This is a genomic window from Pandoraea sp. XY-2 (genome assembly GCF_004193915.1).
Taxonomy (GTDB): Bacteria; Pseudomonadota; Gammaproteobacteria; order Burkholderiales; family Burkholderiaceae; genus Pandoraea; species Pandoraea cepalis.
On record NZ_CP030849.1, the window covers coordinates 4,264,011 to 4,287,837 of the forward strand.

The 23,827-nt window shown below is 63.2% G+C and carries 19 protein-coding genes, 1 tRNA gene and 4 pseudogenes; 6 read left to right on the top strand and 18 right to left on the bottom strand.

Annotation, left to right across the window (positions count from 1 at the left end; translation table 11 throughout):
• Window positions 1-7 precede the first annotated feature (7 nt).
• Entirely contained in the window at window positions 8-1,033 is a 1,026-nt protein-coding gene (locus DRB87_RS19220) for a symmetrical bis(5'-nucleosyl)-tetraphosphatase (RefSeq protein ID WP_130027028.1), read from the top strand.
• Window positions 1,034-1,253: 220 nt separating this feature from the next.
• Here DRB87_RS19220 and DRB87_RS19225 read toward each other — a convergent pair whose 3' ends face one another.
• From DRB87_RS19225 to DRB87_RS19255, 7 genes and pseudogenes are all read right to left on the bottom strand, one after another.
• Window positions 1,254-2,084 carry a 1-acyl-sn-glycerol-3-phosphate acyltransferase gene (locus DRB87_RS19225; protein WP_130027029.1) on the bottom strand — a complete coding sequence of 277 codons (831 nt, stop codon included), beginning with the start codon at window positions 2,082-2,084 and terminating at the stop codon, window positions 1,254-1,256.
• A gap of 12 nt (window positions 2,085-2,096) precedes the next feature.
• Window positions 2,097-3,365, bottom strand: a complete 1,269-nt coding sequence (locus DRB87_RS19230) for a dihydroorotase (RefSeq protein WP_130027030.1) — start codon at window positions 3,363-3,365, stop codon at window positions 2,097-2,099.
• A gap of 7 nt (window positions 3,366-3,372) precedes the next feature.
• A pseudogene (locus DRB87_RS19235) lies at window positions 3,373-4,326 on the bottom strand (aspartate carbamoyltransferase catalytic subunit); the annotation flags it as partial.
• A gap of 98 nt (window positions 4,327-4,424) precedes the next feature.
• Complete coding sequence (ruvX, locus tag DRB87_RS19240; RefSeq protein ID WP_130027032.1) at window positions 4,425-4,853, bottom strand: Holliday junction resolvase RuvX; 429 nt, start codon at window positions 4,851-4,853, stop codon at window positions 4,425-4,427.
• On the bottom strand, window positions 4,850-5,419 hold the full coding sequence (locus tag DRB87_RS19245) for a YqgE/AlgH family protein (protein WP_130027033.1): 570 nt from the start codon (window positions 5,417-5,419) through the stop codon (window positions 4,850-4,852). Before DRB87_RS19245 ends, ruvX begins: the two co-directional genes overlap by 4 nt.
• A gap of 144 nt (window positions 5,420-5,563) precedes the next feature.
• Window positions 5,564-6,961, bottom strand: coding sequence for a hypothetical protein (locus DRB87_RS19250; protein WP_130027034.1), 1,398 nt, complete (start codon window positions 6,959-6,961; stop codon window positions 5,564-5,566).
• 240 nt (window positions 6,962-7,201) lie between these two features.
• Entirely contained in the window at window positions 7,202-7,372 is a 171-nt protein-coding gene (locus DRB87_RS19255; protein WP_006400971.1) for a rubredoxin, read from the bottom strand.
• 217 nt (window positions 7,373-7,589) lie between these two features.
• Here DRB87_RS19255 and DRB87_RS19260 point away from each other — a divergent pair, with 217 nt between their 5' ends.
• A complete protein-coding gene (locus DRB87_RS19260) occupies window positions 7,590-8,432 on the top strand; it encodes a hydroxymethylpyrimidine/phosphomethylpyrimidine kinase (RefSeq protein WP_130027035.1) in 843 nt (280 codons plus the stop codon).
• An 81-nt stretch (window positions 8,433-8,513) separates the two neighbouring features.
• Here DRB87_RS19260 and DRB87_RS19265 read toward each other — a convergent pair whose 3' ends face one another.
• From DRB87_RS19265 to recA, 9 genes and pseudogenes are all read right to left on the bottom strand, one after another.
• Window positions 8,514-9,866, bottom strand: a complete 1,353-nt coding sequence (locus DRB87_RS19265) for a PglL family O-oligosaccharyltransferase (RefSeq protein WP_165385368.1) — start codon at window positions 9,864-9,866, stop codon at window positions 8,514-8,516.
• Complete coding sequence (locus DRB87_RS19270) at window positions 9,824-10,285, bottom strand: hypothetical protein (protein WP_165385369.1); 462 nt, start codon at window positions 10,283-10,285, stop codon at window positions 9,824-9,826. The genes DRB87_RS19265 and DRB87_RS19270 overlap by 43 nt, the downstream gene beginning before the upstream one ends.
• Before the next feature lie 312 nt (window positions 10,286-10,597).
• The gene (locus tag DRB87_RS19275) at window positions 10,598-11,122 is read right to left on the bottom strand and encodes a pilin (protein WP_130027038.1); all 525 of its coding nucleotides are present in this window, start codon (window positions 11,120-11,122) and stop codon (window positions 10,598-10,600) included.
• A gap of 229 nt (window positions 11,123-11,351) precedes the next feature.
• Window positions 11,352-12,080 (bottom strand): TerC family protein, encoded by a 729-nt coding sequence (locus DRB87_RS19280; protein WP_130027039.1) that lies wholly within the window; start codon window positions 12,078-12,080, stop codon window positions 11,352-11,354.
• Between the two features lie 155 nt (window positions 12,081-12,235).
• Window positions 12,236-13,117 carry a succinate--CoA ligase subunit alpha gene (sucD, locus tag DRB87_RS19285; RefSeq protein WP_017232938.1) on the bottom strand — a complete coding sequence of 294 codons (882 nt, stop codon included), beginning with the start codon at window positions 13,115-13,117 and terminating at the stop codon, window positions 12,236-12,238.
• Between the two features lie 82 nt (window positions 13,118-13,199).
• Window positions 13,200-14,365 (bottom strand): annotated as a pseudogene (gene sucC / locus DRB87_RS19290) (ADP-forming succinate--CoA ligase subunit beta).
• A complete protein-coding gene (locus DRB87_RS19295) occupies window positions 14,362-15,048 on the bottom strand; it encodes a DUF2889 domain-containing protein (RefSeq protein ID WP_017232936.1) in 687 nt (228 codons plus the stop codon). Before DRB87_RS19295 ends, sucC begins: the two are co-directional and overlap by 4 nt.
• 309 nt (window positions 15,049-15,357) lie before the next feature.
• Complete coding sequence (recX, locus tag DRB87_RS19300; protein WP_130027040.1) at window positions 15,358-15,903, bottom strand: recombination regulator RecX; 546 nt, start codon at window positions 15,901-15,903, stop codon at window positions 15,358-15,360.
• 99 nt (window positions 15,904-16,002) lie between these two features.
• Window positions 16,003-17,067 (bottom strand): recombinase RecA, encoded by a 1,065-nt coding sequence (recA, locus tag DRB87_RS19305; RefSeq protein ID WP_017232934.1) that lies wholly within the window; start codon window positions 17,065-17,067, stop codon window positions 16,003-16,005.
• Window positions 17,068-17,269: 202 nt separating this feature from the next.
• Here recA and DRB87_RS19310 point away from each other — a divergent pair.
• From DRB87_RS19310 to DRB87_RS19325, 4 genes and pseudogenes are all read left to right on the top strand, one after another.
• Window positions 17,270-18,109, top strand: a pseudogene (locus DRB87_RS19310) (response regulator transcription factor).
• Window positions 18,093-19,651: pseudogene (locus DRB87_RS19315) on the top strand (sensor histidine kinase N-terminal domain-containing protein). Before DRB87_RS19310 ends, DRB87_RS19315 begins: the two co-directional pseudogenes overlap by 17 nt.
• Window positions 19,652-19,822: 171 nt before the next feature.
• Entirely contained in the window at window positions 19,823-21,481 is a 1,659-nt protein-coding gene (locus tag DRB87_RS19320; RefSeq protein ID WP_130027041.1) for an MFS transporter, read from the top strand.
• Window positions 21,482-21,660: 179 nt separating this feature from the next.
• Window positions 21,661-21,737, top strand: a tRNA-Met gene (locus DRB87_RS19325).
• Window positions 21,738-21,959: 222 nt separating this feature from the next.
• Here DRB87_RS19325 and DRB87_RS19330 read toward each other — a convergent pair.
• Window positions 21,960-22,853, bottom strand: coding sequence for a transporter substrate-binding domain-containing protein (locus tag DRB87_RS19330; protein WP_130027042.1), 894 nt, complete (start codon window positions 22,851-22,853; stop codon window positions 21,960-21,962).
• Between the two features lie 193 nt (window positions 22,854-23,046).
• Entirely contained in the window at window positions 23,047-23,826 is a 780-nt protein-coding gene (locus DRB87_RS19335; RefSeq protein WP_130027043.1) for a TerC family protein, read from the bottom strand.
• Between the last annotated feature and the right edge of the window lies 1 nt (window position 23,827).

Genomic DNA, 23,827 nt, shown 5'->3' on the forward strand with positions numbered 1-23,827 from the left:
CTCCGCCATGCGTGACATCTATGCTATCGGCGACCTGCAGGGTTGCCAGACGTCGTTTGAACAACTGCTCGCGCACCTGCCTCAGGACGCGGATCTCTGGCTGGCAGGCGACCTCGTCAATCGCGGGCCGCGCTCGCTCGATACGTTGCGCCAAGTCATCGCGCTGGGCGATCGCGTCACGGCCGTGCTCGGCAATCACGATCTTCATCTGCTGGCCGTGGCGGCCGGTGTGCGCCAGACCCACGGCAGCGACACCCTCGATGACATTCTCAAGGCCCCCGACCGCGATGCCCTCATCGACTGGGTACGCCATCGACCGCTCGCGCATTTCGCAAAGGGCCATCTGATGGTGCATGCCGGCGTCCTCCCCCAATGGGACGCCGCGCAGGTCATCACGCTCGCTTGCGACGTGGAGCGGCAGTTGCGTGGCCCGGACTGGAGAACGTTCCTGTCGCGCATGTTCGGCAATCAGCCCGATCGGTGGCACGACGATCTGAGCGACGAAGACCGTCAACGTCTCACGATCAACGCCCTCACGCGCATGCGCTTTTGCACAGCGGACGGGCGCATCGACTTCAAGATCAAGGAAGGGGCCAACGCGGCCACGGATGAGTTGAAGCCCTGGTTCGACGCGCCGAACCGTCGCACGGCCAACGTCACGGTGGCGTTCGGTCACTGGTCCGCGCTCGGACTGCTCATGCGCGACAATCTGCTTGGACTCGATACCGGCTGTGTCTGGGGCGGGCAATTGACGGCGGTGAAGCTGGCTGGCTCGCCCGCCGCGCGCGAGCTGATACAGGTCGACTGCCCGCAGATTCGAGATCCGCTGGCATTTGCGGATGACAAGGCGCGCGACAAGATAAACAAGACCGGCAAGTCGGAAGCTGCGCCCAAGGCCGCGAAAGCCGAGAAGCCCAGTCGGCCCGCCGCAAGCAAGGTCGGAAAGGTCGAGAAGACCGGGAAATCAGAGAAAGCGGAAAAAATCGAGAAGCGCGCACGCGACGAAAAAAGAGCGAAGCGCAAAGGCAATTGATCGCGTGCAGGCTTGGACTCGTGGTCTGTCTCGTGACCGGTCCCTTTGGCTTGCCTCTTTGGAGTGCCTCTGAGATCCGCACCTGTGGACTACCTCCGACATCTGCACGTATGGCCTGCCTCTGTGACGTATGCGGCGCGAAGGCCATCACCCCAACCAACAAAAACGGCGCCCGATGGGCGCCGTTTTCGTCTGCGCTACTGCACTATCGCGACACGCGTCAGACCTGAACGGCCCGCACCGTATCGTCGTCTTCGTCCCCCAATGCCGAGTCACGCGAGCCGACCGAGCCGCTCTGCGGCAACACTGCCTCGGGCAGAAACCCCTGCAAGGCATCGCCAACCGCCCGCTGCGCGCCGAGCGCAAACTCGCGACGGTGCTGACCGTCTTGCGGATGCTGCGGTTCGCCCACCGACAAGCGCACCGTCATGGGCGGCGCGCGCAGAATCATGTCGATGGACTCGATCAGACTCGTTTCGCCGATATACGCCGGCGCCATCGTATGGCGCCCGCTCTCGGCATCAGAATAGAACAGACACAGCGGCTGCACCGGCCTGGACGTAGCCACCGGAGCCTGCAGCAGATTGGCGTGGAACGGCAACAAACTTCGACCGTCCGTGGTCGTGCCTTCAGGGAAAACCGTGATGATGTCCCCATCACGCAGGCAATCGGATAGGTAATGCATGATGCGGCGCGCGTCGGCACGGCGCTCACGTTGCAGGAAGATGGTGCGCGTCTGCACGCACAGCCAGCCGACCAACGGCCAGTGGCGAATCTCGGCCTTGGCGACAAACCGCACCGGCTGCCACGCATTGATCGCGAAGATGTCGATCCACGACACGTGGTTGCACAGCAGCATCACGCCGCTGTCGGGCAACGGCGCACGCTGCTCGACTTCGAGACGCATGCCGCACAGCTTCAACAGCTTTTGCGACCATGCGCGAATGCGACGATGCTTCGCCGCTTCCGACAGGAACGGGAAAAACAGCAGCGCGGTCAGCAGACCGCGCGTGAGGTGCAAGCCAAGACGAATTTTTTTGATTAGCAGCACGACAATCGCATCCTAGACGGCGAGGGTTTCGTGCGCCACGTGGCCACCCACCAGCGTGAGACCTACACGCCCCGGCACTTCGTAACCCAGAAACGGGGTGTTGTGGCCGGCACTGCGCATCTGTTGCGCGGCCACCGTCCAGTGTGTCGACGGCGCAAAGACACATAGATCTGCCGGTCGTCCCGGCGCAAGCCGGCCCGCGCCCGGGGCCACCGTCGCGAGCCGCTGTCCCGGCCCGTACGTCACCCGCGCCAGCGCATCGACCAGCGGCACGCGCGACTCGTCGGCCCACTTCAACACCAGCGACAGCAGCAACTCCACACCGCTCGCGCCCGGCTCGGCTTCGGCAAACGGGACGAGACGTGCGTCGGCCGCCAGCGGCGTGTGGTCCGAGCAGATGGCATCGACCGTGCCGTCGCGCGCGGCGTCGCGGATGGCCTCTCGGTCACGTTGCCCTCGCAGTGGCGGATCGAGTCGGTACTGGGCATCAAAATAGCCGATGTCCATATCGCTCAGGTGGAGATGATGCGCGGCGACGTCGCACGTCACCGGCAACCCTTCGGCCTTGGCCGAGCGCACGAGCGCCAGCCCCGCCGCAGACGACAGACGGCACAGATGCACACGCGTGCCGGTCACGCGTACAAGTTCCAAAATGGTGTGCAGCGCGATGGTCTCGGCCGCCACCGGAATGCCCGCCAGTCCGAGACGGGAGGCAACGGCACCGCTGGCCGCCACGCCCCCGGCCGCCAGCGCGGCGTCCTGCGGGCGCAACCAGACAGTCAGCCCAAACGTGCCCGCGTACTGCATCGCGCGCAACAAGGTGCGGTTGTCAGTGATCGACGCGTTGGCCTGCGACAGTCCGATGCAGCCTGCTCGCGCCAACTGCGCCATTTCCGTGAGTTCTCGGCCGGCAAGTCCCACCGTCAAGGCGCCCAGCGGATGCACCTGCGCACGGTGCACGGCACGGGCGCGCAACTGCAGCATTTCGACGAGATCCGGCGCGTCGAGCACAGGGTCGGTATCGGGCGGGCAAACGACGCGCGTGACCCCACCCGCAAGCGCCGCCGCAGCTTCGCTGGCCGCCGTCATGCGACGTGCCGCCAAGTCGACCAGCCCGGGGATGACCGCCAGCCCCGCCACGTCGACGGTTCGGTCAGCGACGAAGTCGGCCGGCGGCGCGCCCAGCGCAGCAATACTGCCCGCCGCGATGAAGACGTCCTGGACACGATCGGTTCGGGTCGAGGGATCGATGACGCGGCCGCCCTTCAGATGCAGTTTCATGGCGCCCTCACCCGTGAGTCGCGGCAACGATACTCATCGCCGCCATGCGCACGGCAATGCCGAACGACACTTGTTCGAGAATGACCGACTGCGGACCGTCCGCAACCGCCGAATCGATTTCCACACCCCGGTTCATCGGTCCGGGGTGCATGACGATGGCATCGGATTTGGCCAAAGCGAGACGCGCTGGCGTCAGGCCGTAATATTTGAAATACTCGGCCGCCGACGGCAGCAACGCGCCGCTCATTCGCTCGTTTTGCAACCGCAGCATGATGATGACGTCGACGTCGCGCAGCCCTTCATCCATGTCGTGGAATACGCGCACGCCGAGTTGTTCGAGGCCCTCGGGCAACAGCGTGCGCGGCCCGATGGCGCGCACTTCCGGCACGCCCAGCGTGGTGAGCGCGTGAATGTCGGAGCGCGCCACGCGCGAATGCAAAATGTCACCGACGATCGCTACCGTCAGATTCTGAAATTCACCCTTGTGATGACGAATCGTGTACATGTCGAGCAAGCCTTGCGTCGGGTGCGCGTGACGCCCGTCGCCGGCGTTGATGACATGCACGTGCGGCGCACAATGCTCCGCGATCAGATAGGGTGCGCCCGATTGGGCGTGACGCACGACGAACAGATCCGCGTGCATGGCCGACAGGTTGCCGATGGTGTCGAGCAGCGTTTCGCCCTTGCTCGTCGACGACGCGTTGATATTCAGATTCAGCACATCGGCCGACAAACGCGCAGCGGCAATCTCGAACGTCGTGCGCGTACGTGTCGAATTCTCGAAGAAGAGATTGAAGACCGACTTGCCGCGTAGCAGCGGCACCTTCTTCACGTCGGCATCGTTCACGCCGACGAATTGCGTGGCGGTGTCGAGAATGTGCATCAATACGGCGCGCGGCAGCCCTTCCACCGTCAGCAAATGCTTCAGCTCGCCGTTGCGGTTGAGCTGCGGGTGGCCGCGCCGGCCCAGGATTCCGTTAGCCATGCAGGGGCTCCGCGGCGAGATGGCGTTGCGCGGCGTCGCATTGGCGGCGCGCGGGCGGAATGCCGCTCGGGATATCAGACAGGACCATGCTCGTCGAAATATTGCTGAAGGATGATGCGAGCGGCCTCGGCGTCGAGCGATGTCTTTTGCGAAACCTTGACGCCCGCCTCGGCCAGCGCCGCGGCGGCAGCGACCGATGAGTAACGCTCGTCGACCCACACGACCGGCACGTTGAATCGTCCGTTGAGTTGGTTGCCGAAGCGCTTGGCTTGCTGGGTCATCTCGTGCGGCGTGCCGTCTGGATGGCACGGCAGCCCGACGACGATGAGTTCGGGTTCCCATTCGGCGATGAGCTTACCGGTCTCGGCGAACCGGACTTCACGATTGAGATTGGCCACGACGGTCAATGCGCTGGCCTCGCGCAACATCAGATTGCCGATTGCGACCCCGATTCGGCGCTCGCCGTAATCGAAGGCGAGGACCGTGGCACTGCCAGCCGTCATGCGTGACCCGCGTCGGCGGACAGCATCGACGAGGTAACGCCCAACAACGCCAACGCAGCATCGAAGCGCTCGGCCGGCGGCACGTCGAACACGATGCCCGGATCCGCTGCGACCGTCAGCCAGCCGTTGCGGCCGATCTCGTCTTCCAGCTGCCCGGCGCCCCAACCCGAATGTCCCAGCGTCAGCAGGAAACGACGCGGTCCCTGACCATTCGCGACGGCTTCGAGCACGTCTTTCGAGGTCGTCATTTCGAGACCGCCCGGCACCGACAGCGAGGAGCTATAGGGCGCGCCGGTCGACTCATGCAGCACGAAGCCGCGCTCGGTCTGCACCGGTCCGCCGAAGAACACCGGCTGATGCGCGAGGGGATCGATTTCCAGCTTGAGATCGAGCCGCTCGAAGAGCGACTGCAGATCGATGTCGGTGGGACGATTGATGACCAGCCCGATCGCCCCTTTTTCGCTGTGTTCGCAAAGGTAGACGACGGTACCGGAAAACGTCGGATCGGCCATGCCCGGCATGGCGATGAGGAACTGATTCGTGAGGTTGATACGGTCGCTCGGCATAGGGCCAAAGTTTATCGGAAGCTGTTTGACGGTCTGCTGCCCGGATGTTGCCTCGCGCAGCGGGTGCTGCGGGTCAGCAGACGAACTTTTTCCGCATCGTGATACGGCCATCGGCTGCCAATGGCAGCCTTTGCGCCGACTTTATCACGGAACGTCGCGCCCGGTGACGAGCCGCTGTCCGAATACGCTGGCGTCCAGCGCACGCTCGCGCCACATCGCCATTTCCGCGATCAGGTCGGGCCGCGACTCCGGATAAGTATCGGCGGCAAACTGATGCAGCATGCCGCGCAACGCCTTGACCGTCATCGCCAGCGCCGCCGGCCCCCCTGGCTCCGCCGGCGGCGAGGCGGCAAGCCGCTCGCCGGTGGCCGCCACCGCCGCCGCGAGCCGCGCGACCGGTGCCAGCCCGATGCCTGCCGAGTATTGCGCCACCTTCGCGGCCACCGCCGGATCGTTCAGATTGGGCAGCGCCTCGTCCGCCAGGCTCAGGAACGTCTGGCAGACGTCCTGCCGTACCGCCAGCGGCCCAATGCGCAGCCAATCGCGCGAACTGCTTCCCGTGCCTTGCTTCTGACCGACCTGTGCGGCATCGACCAGCGGCTCGGGCAGATGGCCAGGATGTCGCAGTACGCCGAAATCGCTCAGCAACGCGCCCAGCCAGCGATCCGGGGCTTGCGCATGCCACGTGGCGAGCGCCTCGAGCAAATCGTGGCCGGGAATGGCCTCGTTCACGCCCTTTGCGCCGATACCCACCGTGGCGGACGAAGGCGTTGCGGCGGGGGCCCCGACGTCCGGCACAACCGCACGCGTCAGTTGCTTGCGTAACGCCATATTCATCCGGCCAATCTGGCGCTTGTCGGCCAGACTCAACGGCGCACGGGCCAATCGCAGCCATGCGGCCGCCAGACGCCAGTAGTCGAGCGGCGCCGTACCCCCCGCACGGTGGAGATCGGCCGCCAGATCAGCCAGTTCACCGAGGGCCGCCGTGGTGTCGGTGGCCTGCGCGTCGGGACGCAGCAGTCGCAACAGCACGCGCTCGACGTCCGCTCGCAACGGTGCCGTGCCCGCCGGCAGACCGTCCAGGCGTGGGTGCGCGGCCGGCCAGCCTGCCATACGAAGCTCACCCAGCGACGGCGCGCCTGGCCAGCTCTCGGAAGCGCGAGGAGCATCATCGGCCGCCACAGTGGATGAACCCGGTGCCGTCCCCGCCTGCCAGATGTCGCGCTCGAACTGACGCAGGGCATTACGCTGGGTGTCCTGGCTGGCCGGCTGCCCATAGGCCGCTTCGGCGATTGCCTGCACAAGGCGCTCGCCGTGCAGCGCCCAATCGGCGTGGCCGCTCGACTGGAGCAGCCGGTTGGCCCGTCGCAGCGGGCCGAGCGAGGCCGCCGGACCGTTCGACCAGGCGTCGGACGCCTCGGTCAGCGCATCTGCCACTTCGGGCAAACGCCACAAGGGCGTGTCGCGTGTGTCGCGAGTTTCGCGCGCGGACGTTTCGGGCGTGTTGATGGTGGTGTCGGAAGGCGTTTGCGGCGTCACCATAGGCCATCTCCTGGCCATGCGGCCGGTCTTCGTGAATTCGGGCGGGAAGTCCGCGGCGTGATCGTCCCGGCCGAAGGCCGGGCAGATCGTCGAGCGCCATGCCGTAACGACGGCGAAACGGCGATCGGGTACATCAGAGGCATCGAAGGCACCCGATGCTTCGGAGCGCGCGACAAACGCGACAAACGCGGAGGACGCGCAAGGACCTTGAGGAACAGGCGGCGGCTGGGCCGCCCGTCCTCAGATCTGCACCATCTCGAAATCTTCCTTGCGCGCGCCGCACTCGGGGCAGGTCCAATTGATGGGCACGTCTTCCCAGCGCGTGCCGGGCGCAATCCCCTCATCGGGCAAACCGGCCTCTTCGTCGTAAATCCAACCGCAAATGAGGCACATCCAGCTCTTGTATTCCATGCTTTCTTCAGCGACGAGCGTTCCGTTACAATGGCTTTGTCAACCGCTTCGGGCCCCGCAGACAAAAATGTCGTACGGTGGAGTGGGAACCTGCCGGTGCATTCGTTCGCCGGCGGGCGATGCCCACGACGCTTTCCAGCGCTCCGAAACGGGCATTTAAGGCGTGATGGTACCAACGAACCCAAGGCGTGACCAGATCGCCGTCTATCCTGCCTCCATGCACACTGAATCCCCTCCCATTCTCCTGACCTTCGGACTCTCCGACCCGACTTCGGCAACCGGCGTCCAGGCTGACCTGCTCACGTTCGCGAGCATGGGCGGCTACGGCGTGTCGGTACTCACCGGCTATTCCTCCCAGGACTCGCGCACCTGCAACGACGTACAGCCGGTCGACCCGGACTGGGTCGTCGATCAGGCCCGCATGCTGCTCGAAGACATGCCGGTCGCCGCCTTCAAGGTCGGAAGCGCTGTCAATGCGGAAAACGTCGCGGCCATTGCCGAGATCGTGGCCGATTACGACGAGACGCCCCTTGTGGTGGCACCCGACTTCGGCCTGGCCGGCGAGCATCTGCTCTCGGCCGACGAGTTGCGCGAGGCCACGGCCAGTCTGCTCGTGCCGCAGGCCAGCGTGCTCGTGGTGAGCCCGGCCAATGCCATCGCGCTGGCACAGACCGTCACGGAGAACGAAAACGTTTCTCTCGACGACGCGGTTGCCATCCTGCTGGAAAACGGCTGCGAGTTCATCCTGGTGAGCGACAACAACGCACCGCAATTCACGCATACGCTCTACACCGAGGGTGGCGTCGTGCGCGAGGACGCCTGGGACCGGCCGCCGCACAACGTCGCCGGCGCCATCGACACGTTGGCGGCCGCCGTCACCGCGATGCTCGCCAACGGCCTCGCCGTGCCGGAAGCGGTCAGTGAAGCACAGGAGTATCTGCAGCAGGTTCTGGAGAACGCATTCCGCCCGGGCATGGGGCGCCATTTCCCCGACCGTTTCTTCTGGGCGCGTAGCGAAGAGACCGATCAAGACGACGAAGGCGATACCCCCAAGGCTTGAGCCGTTGTTCGACGGCGCCGCAAAACACAACGCCCGTGAAATTCACGGGCGTTGTGTTTCATGGCAGGGTCGCCACTGACCTTATGACATCGATGACGTCTTCTCTCGCGGCGCGGCGCTCGCGTCCTCGTCGGCCTCGCCCTTCGGCCGCCCCCACGCCTCGATGACCCGTTTGACGAACGGCTTCAGCGTATCGCCCTGCTCACGTAACATCCGGACGAGCGCAGCGTACTGCCCATCGAAAATCGCCGAGTTGTAATTCTTCAGGCGCTGAATGTCTTCGAGCGCTTCGTCGTCACGCCCTGCGAGGGCGAGCAGCACGATATAACGCTTGATCATGGTCGGCCCGGCACCCAGCGCCAGCGCTTCACGATGCGCCGCCAGCTTTTCGTCGAGCTGATCGCGATTCAGGAACAACGCCCCCGTGACCGCGTAGTCGCCATACGGGGTGAAGAAGAGCGCCGGATCCGTGCGATAGGCCTCGATCTTGCCGGCGCGATAGGCCACTTCGACGCGTTGGTAGTCGTGGTAGAGCCAAGGAATCGCCACGCATGCAAACAGCACGATCACGCCATTGATGGCACCGACGGCGGTGGGTGACACGCTATCGATCGCCTTTGTCTCGCACAAACCGAGCAGGAACAGCGCGGGCAAGAGGAAGAATGCGTAGTGCTGCGGATACTCCAGCATGGCGTGCACCGCGAGCATGCCCAGCAGAACGAAGGCGAGCGCGACCGACGCCACCTTGATGCCGCGCACCGCGCGCGCGAACCAGAACGCCAGCGGCGCCAATACCGCCAACGCACCGACGATACCGGTCTTCGCGAGCAGATCAAGCAGCACGTTATGGGCGTTGTCGGCCATCTCAACGGGGCCGAGCTTGTCGACCAACGCAAACTGCGCGTCGATGTAGTTCGACCAGCCCGCGCCGAACCACCAATGCTCGCGGAAGATTGCCAGACCGTACTCCCACAGGTTCAATCGTCCCGTCACTTGACCGGCCTGCTGCATGCGGGCCACGGCACTGCCGTCGAGCTGCAACCCCCAGGCAACATTCGCCCATCCGACGAACATCGTCATCAGCGCGAGCAACGGAAGGATGGCAACGGGCACGAACCAGCGCGTCGACCGGCGCATGTTGCGCGCCGTCTCGGCACGCGCCACCCACACGAGCCACACCCCGAATGCCGACAACAGCGCCAGTTGCAGCCACGGGGTGCGCGAGCCGGTCAGGCAGATACCGATGTCGAACGTCGCACACACCACAAGCCACAGCCAGGCGGGCAGCTTACGCTGATACCAGAGATAGAACGCCCCCGCGCTGGCGAGCGACAAATATGTTGCCAGGTGATTCGGCTGATACATATTGCCGAACAGTCGGCGCGCGACCGTCACGGAGTACTTGGCCACCAGCCAGGGAACGTCGGCTTCCATATGAAACGCTTGCAAGACCTGCGCGCCCACGGCGTACAGCCCCCCAGCGTGAGCGCCATCGCACTCCATCGCATGAGCACGTCGCGCCACCCGAGTTGTGCCAGCCAGAACCCGGCATTCACGGCCACGATCATCGCCACGCCATAGAGCAGCGCAGTCATCATCAGTTGCGGCAGCTCGGTCGGCATCGTGGCACGCTGCACAAGGATGACCGCCACAAAAGCGAGCGGCATCCAGGTGACGCGAGGCATCCGTAGCGCGCGTGCGTCGCGTTGCCACACGGCGATCATCGAGAGCGCACCGAGCAACGCGAACAGCGAGAATGTCAGCGCTTCCGCATAGAAGGTGGAAATCGGATACGTGTGCTTGACGAGGTTATAGGGCAAGGCCCAGATCAGGGTCAGCGTGAGCCCGATCATTGAGAGAAGCAGAGGAGGAAACAAGATCGCCGCCGTGCAATGCACCCGTTGGAAGATGCGCAAGCATAACGAAAAATGGCTGCCCCAGGGGCAGCCATTTCACAGCGGACGTATATGACTTTGCCGTCGACAAATCCGCCATCTCGGCAGGCCACGCGGGGGGCACGTCAAGGTTGCGCCGCCGGTGCGTCAACGCCAGGTCGTCACTAAATCAACGCCAGCGCCGGGCCCGCGTCGGCCGACGTCGTGCCGACGCTGCATGGATGTCGCGCCGATACGGATCGACGCAATCCGGCCGTCCGAGCACCGGTCTCAGCCCGACTTGCCGGTGACCGCCGCCGCACGGCACTCGGGCGGCGCCAGCTTGCCCGGCAGCGTCGCGCCATTCGGGGCCCCTTCGCGGCCTTGGGCGTAACACGTCCAGACGATCTGGCCTTCGGGCGCCTTGCCGACCGTCAGCGCCTTCGGCGAGCCATCGGCAGCGGCGCTCGTCGGCACCAGCACAAGGGCGCCGTCGCCTGCACGTTGCGTATAGGCGACCGTCACGTTGCCGGTCACGGCATCGATACTCACCGCATTCACGTTGTCAGTGGCGCTCGGCGCTTGCCAGCCGCTGTTGAACGGCGCGCCGTGCATGGCGTTCTCGCTCACGAGTGCCTTGGCGGACGCCGCAGCCCCCAGCCCTTCGACAACACGTGCACGTACCAGATAACTCTGCAGATACGGAACCCCTGCCATGACCAGCACACCGATGATCGCCAACACGATCATCAACTCGATCAGGGTGAAACCCCGAGACTTGGCAATACCGGAGGTCCGGTGGCCGAAACGACGCATTGTGTAACTCCCTGCGAAAGCAATGAAAACAAAAGGGACATCGGGGGGAAGTGGGCGGAGTATGCCATACCCCCTTCGGCCAGCGCCCTGCCATAGATCAAAATCGGGCGGGGCCGTATGGGTGAGGAGAATCGTCCTATTCAGAGGCGGGACAATTCAGCCGAACAGCACAGTGGCTCCTGGAAAAACCACCGCGGACCGACGATGTCGGTCCCGGGGATGGACCCGATCATTCCGAAGAGGTTGCACGCATTTGACGTGCATCGGCCCGACGCTTGAGCACGCGCCCCACCACCACGACGAGCAGTGCGCCGATCGCAGCCGCCACGTAATGCGTATATTCGGCCGCGGCGCCCGGCAGATGCAACCAGTCGCCGATGCCCGGATCCGACGCGATCAGCCCGCCCGCAATCCAGCCGAGCAATGCCGCCCCGGCCATCACGATGAATGGGAACCGGTCCAGAGCCTTGAGCACCAGTTGCGAGCCCCAGACGATCAGCGGAATGCTCACGAGCAGACCGAAGATGACGAGCGGCAACTGATGGTCTTTGGCCGCCCCTTCCGCGGCGCCGGCAATGGCGATGACGTTGTCGATACTCATCACCAGGTCCGCAATGATGATGGTCTTGACCGCCGTCCAGAGCTTGTCGGCCGGCTGTACGCTATCGTGAGCCTCATGGTCGGGCACCAGCAGCTTGATCCCGATCCAGAGCAACAACGCGCCGCCCACCGCCTTGAGATAGGGCACTGCGAGCAGCGTCACGGCGAACGCGATCAGGATCACGCGCAGTACGATGGCGCCGATCGTGCCCCATACGACGCCCTGCAAACGTTGTTTGGCCGGCAAGTTACGGCAGGCGAGTGCGATCACCACGGCATTATCGCCACCCAGCAGGATGTCGATCATGATGATCTGCAGAACCGCAGCCCAGTTCAGCTCGGCAAAAAACGCAAGCATGGCGGGAATATCCTCAGGAACGAATGCAACGATGGACGCGAATGGCTTGTGAAACGCCATAGCAAAAAAGGGAGCCCGATGTCCCGGGCTCCCTTTTCATGACCTCGCTCGTGCGCGCCAGTTCCGGCGCGCACGAGCCGGTCGTCCGACGGGAATTACAGCACCGACTTGAGCAGACGGCCCATTTCCGACGGGTTCTTGGTCACCTTGATACCGCAGGCGTCCATGATTTCCAGCTTGGCTTCGGCCGTATCGGCACCGCCCGAGATCAGCGCGCCGGCGTGGCCCATGCGCTTGCCCGGGGGCGCCGTCACGCCCGCGATGAAACCGACGACCGGCTTCTTCATGTTGCCCTTGATCCACTCGGCCGCCATGGCTTCGTCCGGGCCACCGATTTCACCGATCATGATCACGGCGTCCGTATCCGGATCGTCATTGAACATTTGCATGACGTCGATGTGCTTCAGACCATTGATCGGATCGCCACCGATACCGACGGCAGTCGATTGGCCCAGGCCCAGGGCGGTCAGTTGACCCACGGCTTCATACGTCAGGGTACCCGAGCGCGACACCACGCCAATGCGACCCTTCTTGTGGATGTGACCCGGCATGATGCCGATCTTCAGTTCGTCCGGCGTGATCACGCCCGGGCAGTTCGGGCCGAGCAGCAGGGTCTTGCGACCTTCGCGACGCATACGGTCCTTCACTTCGATCATGTCACGAACGGGGATCCCTTCCGTGATACAGATCGCCAGGTCCAGATCGGCTTCGACGGCTTCCCAGATCGCGGCGGCAGCGCCTGCGGGCGGCACGTAGATCACCGACACGGTCGCGCCGGTCTGTGCCTTCGCGTCCTTGACCGAACCGAAAATGGGAATGCCCTCGAAGTCTTCGCCAGCCTTCTTCGGGTTCACGCCGGCGACGAACGCGTTCTTGCCATTCGCGTATTCGCGGCACATGCGGGTATGGAACTGGCCGGTTTTGCCAGTGATACCTTGGGTGATGACCTTTGTATCTTTGTTGATCAGAATCGACATTGCTTGATTTCCTTCATCCGGTTGCCGGGCAGCGTTCGCACACCCCTTTGGGGTCGCGCCGCTGCGGCTTCGACTGTTCTGGTTACTTGCCTGCGGCAGCCGCGACAACCTTCTGGGCAGCTTCTTCCATGCTGTCCGCCGAGATGATCGGCAGACCCGATTCGGCGAGCATCTTCTTGCCCAGGTCTTCGTTCGTGCCCTTCATGCGCACGACCAGCGGCACCTTCAGCGAGACGGCCTTCGAGGCTGCGATCACGCCTTCGGCGATCACGTCGCAACGCATGATGCCACCGAAGATGTTGACCAGAATGGCGGTCAGGTTCGGGTTCTTCAGCATGATCTTGAACGCTTCGGTGACCTTCTCGGTCGTGGCGCCACCGCCCACGTCCAGGAAGTTCGCCGGTTCGCCGCCGAACAGCTTGATGGTGTCCATCGTAGCCATGGCCAGACCGGCACCGTTCACCAGGCAGCCGATGTTACCGTCGAGCGAGATGTAGGCCAGATCGAACTTCGAGGCTTCGACTTCTGCCGGATCTTCTTCGTCCAGATCGCGGTAAGCCACGATTTCCGGGTGACGGAACAGCGCGTTCGAATCGAAGTTGAACTTGGCGTCCAGCGCGGTGACCGTGCCGTTGCTGCTCACGTTCAGCGGGTTGATTTCGGCCAGCGACGCATCGGTTTCCCAGAACGCCTTGTACAGACCTTGCAGGATCGTGCGGGCTTGGGCGATCGAAGCGTCGGGCACGCCGATCTTCTTGGCCAGGTCGTCGGCTTGCGCGTCGGTCAGACCTACGGACGGCTCAACGATGACCTTGTGGATCAGTTCCGGATGCGTTTCGGCGACTTCTTCGATGTCCATGCCGCCTTCGCTCGAACCCATCAGCACAATCTTCTGCGTGATGCGGTCGACCACGAGGCTGACGTAGAGTTCGTTCTTGATGTCGGCGCCGTCTTCGATCAGCAGGCGATTGACCTTTTGACCTTCCGGGCCCGTCTGGTGCGTGATCAGTTGCATGCCGAGGATCTGGCCGGCGTATTCGCGCACTTGCTCGATCGACTTGGCAACCTTCACGCCGCCGCCCTTACCGCGACCGCCTGCGTGAATCTGGGCCTTGACCACCCAAACCGGACCGCCGAGTTCTTCGGCTGCCTTCACGGCCTCGTCCACGGAAAACGCCGGAATGCCGCGGGCACCGCGACTCCGAATTTTCGGAGGATTTCCTTGCCTTGATACTCATGAATCTTCATGCGTGATTCCCTTCTTGCTGAGTTGGAAGTTTGGGTTCGAGCTGGCGAGTCGAGGCACCATCGCGCACCGCTTCGGTTGTGGCGGGCGTCGTGGGCTCGTTCGCTCGATCGTTTGCGCGGCCGTTGAACCAGCGCGGGTAAAACCGGCGCACCGCCTCGCCATCAAACCGCAGGGCGTGACAATGTCCGAGTTGGAAAGGAGGCGCCGAAACATCGGCCTCATGGGCGGCCTTGAGCGCCGTGTCGGGGGTGTGGATCACCTCGCCGGCGAAGGCCTGAATCGCTGCCGTGGGCAGGACACTGCAAAGTTCGGTCAGATGGGTACAGCCCGCCGCGCCGCCGAGGCGCTCGCGCACCGCATGGCGGAACCCGCGTCGCAGGTTAAGTCCGATCAATTGACGATAGTCTGGGCCAATCTGGTCACAAATGCCGGGATAAGGCACCCAGTCGGAGACGGCCTCGGCGTCACGCACCTCGAAACTCTCGTCGATCGTCAGACGCAGCCACAGCGAGTGAATCGGCGTGCCCTCCTTTCGAAGGCCCGTTGCCAATGCAAAATCGCGATCCTTGTGATCGGTTAGACAGGCTTCGATGTCCCATAGGCCATCGTCGCGCGAAAACGCTTCGACAGCGATCGCGCGGCGGTGACGCAGGGTACGAGAGGCGGGCTCAGAGAGCGGCATGCGAGAGTGTGCAATGCATGAACGCGGAAAGATCTGAATTCTAGCATAGGCAGCGAGGGCGATTGCCGCAGCGCAACAGAAGCCCGCCGCATAAGGTCGAATTACCCGACCAATGGGTCGGATTATCAAAATTCCGCGGGTGATGGGCGTATGGTGCAACGCCATATCGCGATAACTGTGGCATGACGCGACACGCGAGATACCGCGTCATGTCACGCCAGTATTCATGCGGCTTGCGAGCCCACGGGCGTCACCCGCACTTCCCCGATGAATGATGCGACATCCATCAGGAAAGTGATGGATGTCGCGTCAAAAGTCGTCCGAGAATTCGTCGGCACCCCACACGATTTTGCTGATAACGGTACGCGAGAAACCGCGCGAGGCGAGAAAACGCATCTGTTTGGCGCGCGCCTCGGGCGTCGTGGCAATCTCGCCGAACTTCTTCTGCCATACGGCGCGGGCCCGGACGAGTTCCGTTTCGCGCAGTTGTGTCGCGAGGGCCGTCACAGTATCGGCGTCGACCTGATGCTGCTTGAGTTCGTTGACGATACGCGTCGTCCCCATGCGCGACGCTCGCCGATGCACGACGCTTTGCGCAAATCGCTCATTGGACAGCCAGCGCTCCTGCTCAAGACCGTCGAGCACGCGATCGAGCGCCTCGGGATCGTCGGCATCGGCGAACGGCGCAAGCTTGCGACGCAGCTCAGCTCGGCTGTGTTCGCGACGCGCGAGATAGGACAGCGCGCGCGCCTTGAGGCTCAGCACGGGTTTGCGCGACGGCTTGGCCGCAACGGCGGCGTCGCCCGGCGGAGGTGGCGGCGCGTTCGGATCTCGGGGAGGACGGCGAGTGATCATGACGTCATCGTGATGCCATCAAAGCGGGGCCGGAAAAGCAAAACGGCAACGCGGCGCCGACTGGCTTCGCGTTGCCGCTCCGGAACAGGCGGGAAGTCCTCAGACCTCGTCGTCTGCTTCGATCTCGCCGGTCTCGTTGATTGCCGTGACGCCGAGCGATGCGCGTACCTTATTTTCGATCTCGTGGGCGATATCCGGATTTTCGCGCAGGAATTCACGCGCGTTGTCCTTGCCCTGACCGATCTTCTCGCCGTTGTAGCTGTACCAGGCGCCAGCCTTCTCGACGATCTTCGCGTTCACGCCCAGATCGATGATTTCGCCTTCGCGCGAAATCCCTTGGCCGTAAAGGATGTCGAAAATCGCTTCGCGGAACGGCGGCGACACCTTGTTCTTGACAACCTTGACGCGAGTTTCGTTGCCGACGACCTCGTCACCCTTCTTGATCGAGCCGATCCGGCGAATGTCCAGACGCACCGACGAGTAGAACTTCAGTGCATTACCGCCCGTCGTGGTTTCCGGGTTACCGAACATCACACCGATCTTCATCCGAATCTGGTTGATGAAGATCACCGTGCAGTTCGTGCGCTTGATGGTACCGGTCAGCTTGCGCAGGGCCTGGGACATCAGACGGGCCTGCAGACCCGGCAGCGAATCGCCCATTTCCCCTTCGATTTCGGCCTTCGGCACCAGCGCCGCCACCGAGTCGATGACGATGAGGTCGATCGAGCCCGAGCGCACCAGCGCGTCGGCGATTTCGAGGGCTTGTTCGCCCGTGTCCGGCTGCGAGATCAGCAGTTCCGGCACCGACACGCCCAGTTTGTTGGCGTACCCGACATCGAGGGCGTGCTCGGCGTCGATAAACGCGCAAGTGCCACCGACCTTCTGCATTTCCGCCACGACTTGCAGCGTGAGCGTAGTCTTACCCGACGATTCCGGACCGTAGATTTCGATCACGCGCCCACGCGGCAGGCCGCCCACGCCCAGCGCGATGTCCAGGCCCAGCGAGCCGGTCGAGACGACCTGGATGTCCGCTTCGACCTCGCTGTCGCCCAGACGCATGATCGAGCCCTTGCCGAATTGCTTTTCGATCTGCGCGAGGGCGGCGGCCAGCGCCTTGCCTTTCTCGGCCGACAGATTGGCAGACCCTTTCTTGCTTTCTTCCATGAATCGTCCTTTGATATGATGAGCGAGACGGCTCGGGTGAGGCGTGAATGCCAGTACTGTATAAAAAACCAGTGCTGTTTGCAAGTGCCTGTTGTCCGAAAGCGCCGAAACGACAAAAAAAGCCGCGAACCACGCGCCGCAACATCACAGGAGACACACCGCAGCCGTCAGGCGACGGTGCCAATACGAGCCTATCACGCCCATGCGAATTCTCATCGCAGAGGATGACAGCATTCTGGCCGACGCCCTGACCCGCTCGCTGCGCCAGGGGGCTATGCCGTCGATCACGTCAAGACGGGGCTCGAAGCCGATTCCGCGCTCTGCGCCCAGACGTTCGACCTGCTGATTCTCGACCTCGGCCTGCCGCGCCTGCCCGGTCACGAGGTCCTGCGCCGCTTGCGCGCGCGCAATTCCCATCTGCCCGTACTGATCCTGACCGCATCGGACAGTGTCGACGCCCGCGTCAAGGGGCTCGATCTCGGTGCCGACGACTACATGGCCAAGCCGTTCGCGCTGGCCGAACTCGAAGCACGCGTGCGGGCGCTGACGCGGCGCGGCGCGGGCGGCGGCTCGACGGTCATCCGTCACGGCCCGCTCAGCTTCGACCAGGTCGGACGCACCGCCTATATTCATGAGCAGATGCTCGACCTGTCCGCCCGCGAACTGGAATTGCTCGAAGTCCTGCTGCTGCGTACCGGCCGGCTTGTTTCCAAGGAGCAGCTCGTAGACCACTTGTGCGGCTGGGGCGAAGAGGTGAGCAACAACGCCATCGAGGTGTACATGCACCGGCTGCGCAAGAAGATCGAGCCGAGTGGCGTGCGCATCGCCACGATCCGCGGGTTGGGGTATTGTCTGGAGAAGCCTGCCGCCGCGCCTGCCAATGCGGCATAGTTCGCCGAATGCGGCCGCGGCCGCCCCAGCCTCTTTAGCCTTTCCGTCCGATGCGTCTGAGCTTTCGCCACCATCATCGCGCCACGCCTGCGGACCCGGACGCGTCGTCGCACTCGCCTCCATCATCAGCGCGCGTGTCCCCACGCCCTAACACCGCCTCGCCGCCCGGCGCCGACGATCCGTTCGACCGGCTCGACCCTTACGCCGATCCGTTCGTACGGCCCGGCTTTGGCGCGCCGCTCGAGCACGAGGCGGAGCCGCCCCCGCGCTCGCTCTTCGGTGAAATCCTCGACTGGATGCTCGCGCCGCTGCTGCTGCTTTGGCCGATGAGCATTGCCGTGACGTACCTCGTCGCGAAATCCATTGCCAACGGGCCCTTCGACCGGGCGCTCGAGACCAACGCTTACGTTCTCGCGCAGCAAGTCCATTCGGACCGCGGCCAAGTCATCCTGACGCTGCCCATGCCGGCACGCGATCTGCTGCGCGCCGACGCCACCGACAACGTCTACTTCCAGGTGCTGGGGCGAAGGGCGAACTCGTCGGCGGCACGCCCGACCTGCCGCTACCGCACGAAGACGACCGTCCGCAACCCGGCGTCGTACAGTTTCGCGACGAAACCGTGGGCGGCAACGACATCCGCGTGGCATTCACCTACGTCGACTTGCCGCGTGTGACGCCCGCCGGCAGCATGGCGCTCGTGCAGGTCGCGGAGACGCTCGACAAGCGCAGCCAACTGGCGAACGAAATCATCAAGGGCGTGATCCTGCCGCAGTTCGTGATCCTGCCGCTGGCCATCGTGCTCGTGTGGTTCGGCCTGTCGCGCGGCCTTGCGCCGCTGCATGCGTTGCAGGAACACATCCGCGCCCGGCGTCCCGACGATCTGTCGCCCCTCGAAGCGCGCCAGGCCCCGCCGGAGATTGCACCGCTCGTGGGTTCGCTGAACGATCTGCTCGGTCGGCTGGAGCAGAACATGAAACTTCAACAGCGTTTCATCGCCGATGCCGCGCACCAGCTGAAAACGCCGCTCGCGGGGCTGCGCATGCAGGCCGAACTGGCCTTGCGCCAGACGTCTCCCGACGAATTACGCCGTTCGCTGTCGCAGATCGCCGTAAGTTCCGAGCAGGCGGCGCGCCTCGTCAACCAGTTGCTGGCGCTGGCCCGCGCGGAGAACAGCGCGAACGACGCCGCCGCCTTCACGCCGGTCAATCTCAGCGTGCTTGCCCGAAGCGCCATGCAGGACTGGTTCCAGGCCGCCTTCGCCAAGCGGATCGATCTGGGCTTCGAGGAGCCGCCGTTTTCGGTGCATCTGTCGGGTCAACCGGTGATGCTTCGCGAATTGCTCAACAACCTGATCGATAACGCGATCCGTTACACGCCGACGGGTGGGAAGGTGACGGTACGTCTGCGGCATGAGGCGTCCGATGGCTTTGTTCATCTCGAAGTCGAGGACACCGGGCCGGGCATTTCGGCATCAGAGCGTCCACGGGTGTTCGAGCGCTTTTATCGCATTCTCGGCAGCGACAGCGACGGCAGCGGCCTGGGTCTGGCCATCGTGCGCGAGATCGTGCAGATCCATCGGGGCGACGTGAGCGTGCTCGACCATGTTGACGCGCAGCACCCCGAAGCAACCGGCACGCTCATTCGTGTCACGTTCCCCCTCGCCGATGCGCCTATCGAAAACCCGCATGCGTGACGAATTCACGCGAAATACGTTCAATATCGGGCCAAAGTCGAGGGTAAGTCCCTAGCAACGTAAGCTTCGAGTCAGTTTGGCGTCAGACGTCGGTAAGGTTGTCCTCCAATAATCAGTTGTAGCGGCCCGGGCACGACCCAGGGGCGTGCTTACATTACAGGAGACAACCGCATGGCTACTACAACGACAGCCACCTCCCATGCGCCGATGACCGCCGAAGAAAGAAAGGTCATCTTCGCGTCGTCGCTGGGCACGGTGTTCGAATGGTACGACTTCTATCTGGCCGGGTCGTTGGCCGTTTTCATCAGCCGGCAGTTCTTCTCGGGGATCAACCCGACGGCCGCTTTCATCTTCACGTTGTTGTCGTTCGCGGCGGGTTTCGCGGTGCGTCCGTTCGGCGCCATCGTGTTCGGCCGCATCGGTGACCTGGTCGGTCGCAAGTACACGTTCCTGGTGACCATCACGCTGATGGGGCTGTCGACGCTGGTTGTCGGTTTGCTGCCGGGCTACGCGTCGTGGGGGATTGCCGCCCCGGTGATCTTCATCGCCATGCGTTTGTTGCAAGGTCTGGCGCTCGGTGGCGAATACGGCGGTGCCGCCACGTACGTTGCCGAACACGCGCCGCATGGCCGCCGCGGGTTCTACACGTCGTGGATTCAGACGACTGCCACGCTGGGTCTCTTCCTCTCGCTGCTGGTGATTCTTGGCACCCGCACGGTGATTGGCGAAGAAGCGTTTGCCAACTGGGGCTGGCGCGTGCCGTTCGTTCTGTCGCTCCTGCTGTTGCTGGTGTCGCTGTGGATCCGCATGCAATTGAGCGAATCGCCGGCGTTCCAGCGCATGAAGGCCGAGGGCAAGGCCTCGAAGGCGCCGCTCAGGGAGTCGTTCGGCGAGTGGAAGAACCTGAAGATCGTGATCCTGGCGCTCGTCGGCCTGACGGCCGGTCAGGCGGTCGTGTGGTACACGGGCCAGTTCTATGCGCTGTTCTTCATGACGCAGGTGCTGAAGGTCGATGGCAATACCGCGAACATCATGATCGCGTTGGCCTTGCTTATCGGCAGTCCGTTCTTCGTGTTTTTCGGCGCGCTCTCGGACAAGATCGGGCGCAAGCCGATCATCATGGGGGGCTGTCTGATCGCCGCGCTGCTGTACTTCCCGATCTTCAAGGCACTCACGCACTACGCCAACCCGGCCCTGGAAGCGGCAACCGCTCGCTCGCCGATCACGGTGATCGCCGATCCGAACGAGTGCTCGTTCCAGTTCAACCCGGTGGGCACGTCGAAGTTCACGAGTTCGTGCGACATCGCAAAGAGCTACCTGTCGCGTTCCGGCCTGAACTATGAGAATCAAGCAGCGCCGGCGGGCACGATGACCACGGTGAAGATCGGCGACAAGGTGATTTCGTCGGTCGATGGCAAAGCGGCGGATGCGAAGCAAAAGACTGCGGCGTTCGAGGCCGACATGTCCGGTACGCTCAAGGCCGACGGATATCCGCCGAAGGCTGACCCGGCGCAGATGAACAAGCCGATGGTCGTGGTGCTGCTCACGATTCTGGTGATCTTCGTGACGATGGTGTACGGGCCGATTGCCGCGATGCTGGTGGAAATGTTCCCGACGCGCATTCGCTACACGTCGATGTCGCTGCCGTATCACATCGGTAACGGCTGGTTCGGTGGCTTCCTGCCGGCCACGGCGTTCGCGATCGTGGCCGCCAAGGGCGACATTTACTCCGGCCTGTGGTACCCGATCATCATCGCCCTGGCGACCTTTGTGATCGGCATGCTCTTCATCAAGGAAACCAAGGACGTCGATATCTACGCCAACGATTGATGGGGTGACCTGCCCGACAGGTTGAAACGGATCGACAACGCCGGGGCCTTCGGGTCTCGGCGTTGTCGTTTCTGGCACCCGGATGGCGCGGCGGGATGGGCGGTGGCGGCGATTATTTGCGCTGTCCCGCAAAAATATGTTGACAGCCCATGGGGGCTTACCTATACTCTTTCTTCTACGGCGAATTAGCTCAGTTGGTTAGAGCGACGGAATCATAATCCGCAGGTCCGGGGTTCGAGTCCCTGATTCGCCACCAAATTTGAAACGGCTCCCAGTGATGGGAGCCGTTTTTTTTGGTCCCGCAAAAACGGGGCTGTTCCGCAAACCGATCACTTAGTTGCCATGACCCGCTTCCCTTTGCGGTGCCGGGCATACCGCCGCGTCATCTGTTCGTCAGCGTGGCCTAGCTTGTCTTTTACCGCAGCCATCCTCGCGAGCACCGCACGCCCTTGACACTCTATATGGCACGGGTATCTCGTCAGAACGCCGGCTTGTCGCTACGTGCCTTGATGTTGGCGCGCAGCGGCTCGCTCATTGGCATATTCAGATTCACGCCGGCCGGCGGAATCGGCGATTCAAACCACTTCTTATAGAGCCGCGTAAATTCCCCTGATTTCATCAGCCTCGTCAGCGTTCCATCCACCAATTTCTTGAATTCGGCATCGTCCTTGCGGACCATGCAAGCGTACGGCTCCACCTGGAGCGTTTCGCCCACGACCTCAAGCGACGAAGGGTTCCGTGAATTGGCACGCAAGCCGAAAAGCAGAACGTCATCCAGGGCAATCGCCGACGCGCGATCGCTTTCCACCAGTTGCAGGGCATCGGCATAGTCCTTGCCGGAAACGACCTGTACGTCGATGTTGTGATCAGCGCTGTACTTTTTCAGCACCTTCTCGTTCGTGCTGCCGGCCGTGCTGGCTACCGTCTTGTTCGCCAGATCCGCGTAACCCTTGATGCCAGAATCACGTTTGGTCAGTAGACGCGTTCCCGCATAAAAGAAATTGATCGAGAACGCCACCTCCTTGCCACGCGCGCTGGTATTCGTGGTCGAGCCACACTCCAAATCGTAGGTACCGTTGACCAGCATCGGAATACGATTCTGTCCGGTTACCGGGATGTATTCGACTTTGAGACCAGGCCGCTTAAGCCGGCTTCGCACATCGTCAAGAATGGCTTCCGTCAGGTCGGCTGAAAATCCAACGGCTTTGTGCGGGCCGAGCAAATAACTGAAGGGAACCGCCGACTCACGATAGGCGACCGTGATTTTGTCCGCCGCAGCCACCTTTTCCAAGGTCTGAGCATGAACATTCGCCGCCGCGACCGACACTCCGCCCGCGAGGAAGGCATAAGCCATCTTGAACGATGTTTTCATTGTTGTTCTCCGTGGAGGCGAGGAACGTTCGCGCGCGGCGCCCGCCACCGGTGGCGGGCGCCGCGAAAGGAATCTCTGACCTGTTTGGTCTCAATCTAGGCGCCAATCCGATAGCGCCGTTGATCCAGGTCAACGCCGCGGTCTGCTGGCGCCCAATCACCGCCCCCGTCCCACCCGATCACCGCCACGCGGCTTAATGCAATACGCGCCCCGCCTCTGCCTTACGGCGCGCCTTGGCGCGACGCGTCAACATGTTCAGCCCCTCCACGAACGCCGAAAATGCCATCGCCGCGTAGATGTAACCCTTCGGGATATGTGAGCCAAAGCCTTCCGCGATCAGCGTCATGCCAATCACGAGCAGAAAGCCCAGCGCCAGCATCACGACCGTCGGATTCGCCTCGATGAATCGCGAGAGCGGCCCCGCCATGAACAACATTGCCGTCACGGCGGCAATCACCGCAACGAACATGATCGGGATGTGCTCGGTCATGCCCACGGCCGTCACGATGCTGTCGATCGAGAACACGAGGTCCAGCATCAGGATCTGAACCACGGCGGCACGCGCGGTGATCGTCGCCATCGTACCCGCCGTCGATGCGCCCTCGCCATGCTCGGCATCGTCCGTGGCCGACGCCACATGCTGATGCATCTCCTTCGTCGCCTTCCACACGAGGAACAGGCCACCGGCGATCAGAATCAGGTCGCGCCACGAAAAGCCGTGGCCGAACAACTCGAAGAGCGGTGTCGTCAGCTTGGCGATCCATGCCACCGTACCCAGCAGCGCCAAACGCATAACCAGCGCCAGACCGATGCCCATGCGCTGCGCGCGCGCACGCATCGACAACGGCAACTTGTTGGTCAAGATGGAGATGAAGATCAGGTTGTCGATGCCAAGCACGACTTCCATGACGACCAACGTGACAAGCGCCGCCCATACCGCCGGGTCAACCGCCAAAGCAAGCAGATAGTCCATA